The organism is Haladaptatus sp. (genome assembly GCF_049589095.1).
Classification (GTDB): domain Archaea; phylum Halobacteriota; class Halobacteria; order Halobacteriales; family Haladaptataceae; genus Haladaptatus.
In genome coordinates this window covers 1-3,905 of the sequence record NZ_JBAWAC010000280.1, presented here as the reverse complement: position 1 = coordinate 3,905, position 3,905 = coordinate 1, and the positions used below count along the sequence as shown (strand labels likewise).

Genomic DNA, 3,905 nt, shown 5'->3' with positions numbered 1-3,905 from the left:
GTTTATCACGGGAGCAGGAACCGACGCGATAATCGATCAGAGTGCGACGTTCCTCCGAATCGTCGCGCCGACGTGGGTCATCATGGCCGCTTACCACATGATGAACGGAGCCTTCTACGGGTCGGGGTCCACCCGTATGGCGATGGGAATCGCTGTGACGTCGTTGTGGGGAGTCCGTGCTGTCATCGCAGTTGTCGCCATCCTCGTCTTCAGCGTTGGTGCTGTCGGTGCGTGGTACGCCATTGCGCTCTCGAATGTGACAGCGGCCGTCGCTGGCGCATTCTTTTTCTTCCGCGGACGATGGCTAGAGAACGTTCTCGAAGACGGTTCGACGGAAGAGGCGGGTCCGAACGCCGAGTCAGGACAACTGACCGATTCGCAGTAGTCGAAATCGACAGCAAGCGCGCACCTATCGGTTGACAGCAAAAATCTGGACCAAAAAAACCCGAAAACCTTAGCTGAACTGCTCGATCAGTTCCGGCACCACTTGCGACCACCTTTTTCCCGCTCTCACTCCGTTCGAGCGGCAAAAATCTGGACCAAAAAACCCGAAAACCTTAGCTGAACTGCTCGATCAGTTCCGGCACCACTTCGAACAGGTCGCCGACGATACCGTAGTCGGCGATGTCGAAGATGGGTGCGTTCGGGTCCGTGTTGACCGCGATGATGGTGTCCGAACCCTTCATCCCGGCGACGTGCTGCACCGCGCCGGAGATACCGATCGCGAGGTAGACCGTCGGCGTCACCTGCGAACCGGACTGGCCGACCTGCCGGTTCTTCGGGAGCCAGCCGTTGTCCACGATGGGACGCGACGAAGAGAGCGTCGCGCCGGTCGCTTCCACGAGGTCCTCGATGAGCGGGAGGTTGTCCTCCTCCTCGATACCGCGGCCGATGCTAACGAGGAATTCAGCCTCACTGATGTCCACGTCGCCAGCGCCGACTTCCTCGAAGCCGGTGACGGTCGAACCGATGGCGTCCTCGTCGGGTTCGAAGTCGAACGCGGAGACGTCGGCGTCGCCGACGCCCTCCGCTTCGGGCCACTCCGCACCACGGGTCGTCAGGGCGAACTGGTCGCCCTCGACTTCCACCGTCGTCTCGACTTTCGAACCGTACATCTCACGCGTCGTCGTGAGCGTGTCGCCGTACTCGAAGCCGATGACGTCGGTGACGAGCGGCAGGTCGAGACGGTTGGCGACTGCAGGCGCGTAGTCCAGTCCGTTCACACTGTTCGGCATGAGGACGAACGTCGGTTCGAGGTCGCCGACCAGCGCCTCGATGGCCTGTACGTACACGTCGTGGTTGAATTCCTCGCCGTATTCGACGGTGTGAATCGCATCGACACCGGTGCGGTTCAGCGTGTCCGCGTAGGAATCCACGTCGCCGCTGATGACGGCGAGGTGCAGGTCGCCACCCGCGTCGTCGGCGAGTTCGCGCCCTGCGGAGATGATTTCGAAACTCTCGTCGCGGAGTTCGCCGCGTCGATGTTCCGTGATGGCGAGCACGTCGCTCATTGGACGACCCCCTTCTCACGGAGCACGTCAGCAAGTTTCGCCGCCGTCTCCTCGGTGCTTCCCTCGAAGATCTCCGCGTCGCTCTCGCTCTCGGGTTCGTACATGTCGGTCAATGTCAAATCGCTCCCCACCGCGTCGGCGTTCAGACCGAGGTCGCCGAGCGTCTTCGGTGCGATCTCCTTGGACTGTGCCTGTCGGATTCCGCGCAAACTCGCGTAGCGCGGTTCGTTGATACCCGTCTGGATGGTCAGCACGGCCGGAATTTCGATGTCCGTCAGTTCCTCGACGCCGCCCTCCAGTTCGCGGTGGACGTGTGCGACGCCATCGTCGGCATCCACGTCGAGACCGTTGACGACCGCACCCCACTCGAAGTCGATCTCGTCCGCGAGTGCGACACCGGTCGCGCCGAACGCGTCGTCACCGGCCTGCACGCCGGTCAACACGAGGTCGGGTTCCTCTTCCGCGACCACGGCGGAGAGGATTTCGGTCTTCGTCTCCACGTCGAGCAGTCCGGCGTCTTCGAGTGCTTCGTCCCAGACGCGGATCGAACGGTCCGCCCCTTTGGCGAGAGCCATTCGAATCGTCTCTTCGGCGCGTTCCGGGCCGATAGTGACGGTTACGACTTCGTCGGCGATGCCCGCCTCGTTCAGCTGGACACCCTCCTCGACGGCGTAGTCATCCCACTCATTCAGGTCATATTCGAGGTAGCGGTCGTCTACCTCGGTCCCTTCCACCTCGAAGTCATCCGCGAGTTCGGCGACTTCTTTTACCGTTACAAGGACCTTCATAATCAATTCCTTTCCGGGTAGCGGGTAAACGTTTTCGAAACGGCTGACAATGCACACGCCGTACTAATCGGATTTGTTACCTATCGGAGGGGGAGATCAGACGGCTACTCATCGGTATCGAAATCGGTGATGTCCTCGCCGGGGAGTGTGATGAGGTTCTCCCGACCGATTCGGAGTTTGTCCACACGCCCGCCCTCGTTCATCGCCGAGAGCAACTGGGAGACTTTGGCGTTCGACCAGTTCGTCTCCTTGACGATGGTCGCCTGTTTCATTCGACCGCCGTTCTGTTTCAACAGGTGTTCGACACGCTCCTCGTCGGACAGCAAGTCGAGGTCCGGTTCCGGGTCGTCGTCCGGATCGGGTTCCGGCGGTACGGGCTGATCGACGGGGTTGGAATCCACGGCGGGTTCATCGTCGTCATCGTCGCGCTGGAAAAACGTGTAGACGCCTGCACCGGTGAGACCGACAAGGGCCAAGAATCCGGCGGCATACTCGTAAGGGAACGAATTGGACGACTGAGGAGACGTCTGATTTTTCGTGTACGTCACATCAGGGGGGAGGGAGTTGCTACCTTCTGAACTACCCCTCACGAAGATGGTTTCGTTGTTCCGTTTGATGTCGTTGTCCTGTCGGATACTCGTGTAGTATATCCGGTATCCGTCGGGGTTCTCAAGAACGAGGTTCTGCTTCGGAGAGAGGGAACCGAGCCACGTCGAATCACCGTCGTCAAACATGAAGGCGTCGTGGAGATAGATCTTGTCGCCGTTTACTCGTGTAAAGTTCGTCCAGATGAAGGTAAGCACCAACGTCCCGGTGTCGTTGCTGACAAAATAGTCCCGTTCCGAGTTCCGTATCTGCATTTGACGCCCCGTCGCTTCCTGTTCACGCTTCGCAATTGCGCGAAACGTCTCCGTGGAGAAGCCGACATCGCCGTCGTTGAGATTATGATTCTCGAAATCACGACCCATCCGCTTGAACGCTGCCGTTTCGTTGTCGTTGTGAAGCGCAAACTGCATCGAAACGTTCCACTCGGCATCACCGTTAGAGTGAGGTTTGATTCGAATGGTCGTCCCATTTACCGCCGTCACGTTTACCGAGCTACGGTCCTGCATTACGTGGCTACTGCTGGCCGGATGGGTGTTGAGATCACCCGCAACGACGGTTGGCCCCACGGCGAAGAGGGAGAGAAGGACCACGAGGAGGGCGAAGTGTGACCGCATATTCATGAGTGGTCAATCAGACAAGAAAATACTTTCCATCCGTACGATAAAACATCAGGACTCAATTTAAAAGATTTTCACTGATTTCGGATGTTTATCCAAGGACGAACAAATCCCATATGTATTTTAATGAGTAGTTGTATACGCAACTGTATGAATCGGGCGTTCCCCGTCATAGTCGCAGTCCTTCTCATCTTCTGTTCGCCTGCTGCGGCATTTGGAACCGGGATGTCGACGGTGGTAGCGAAGACGCCGAGCGCGAAAAATCCGGTGCAACCACCGGGATTCAACAATACGGCCTATCAGTTGAGCATCGGAACGCCGGACAGAAGTGGTACGGACACCCCATCATTGAGCCTCAGCACTGCCCTCGAGATGGATAGGAA

5 protein-coding genes are annotated in these 3,905 nt (G+C 58.5%); 2 read left to right on the top strand and 3 right to left on the bottom strand.

Annotated features, from left to right (window positions below; translation table 11 throughout):
- Positions 1-385: MATE family efflux transporter (locus WBV42_RS09145; RefSeq protein WP_423985748.1), on the top strand; the 385-nt coding region annotated here is incomplete at its 5' end.
- Positions 386-557: 172 nt separating this feature from the next.
- Here WBV42_RS09145 and WBV42_RS09140 read toward each other — a convergent pair.
- From WBV42_RS09140 to WBV42_RS09130, 3 genes are all read right to left on the bottom strand, one after another.
- Complete coding sequence (locus tag WBV42_RS09140; RefSeq protein ID WP_423985747.1) at positions 558-1,511, bottom strand: electron transfer flavoprotein subunit alpha/FixB family protein; 954 nt, start codon at positions 1,509-1,511, stop codon at positions 558-560.
- Complete coding sequence (locus tag WBV42_RS09135; RefSeq protein ID WP_423985746.1) at positions 1,508-2,299, bottom strand: electron transfer flavoprotein subunit beta/FixA family protein; 792 nt, start codon at positions 2,297-2,299, stop codon at positions 1,508-1,510. The genes WBV42_RS09140 and WBV42_RS09135 overlap by 4 nt, the downstream gene beginning before the upstream one ends.
- 104 nt (positions 2,300-2,403) lie before the next feature.
- Entirely contained in the window at positions 2,404-3,519 is a 1,116-nt protein-coding gene (locus tag WBV42_RS09130) for a helix-turn-helix transcriptional regulator (RefSeq protein ID WP_423985745.1), read from the bottom strand.
- A 153-nt stretch (positions 3,520-3,672) separates the two neighbouring features.
- On the opposite strand from WBV42_RS09130, the gene WBV42_RS09125 reads away from it, so the two are divergent.
- Positions 3,673-3,905, top strand: a 233-nt coding sequence (locus tag WBV42_RS09125; protein ID WP_423985744.1) for a DUF7096 domain-containing protein, incomplete at its 3' end; no start/stop codon positions are given.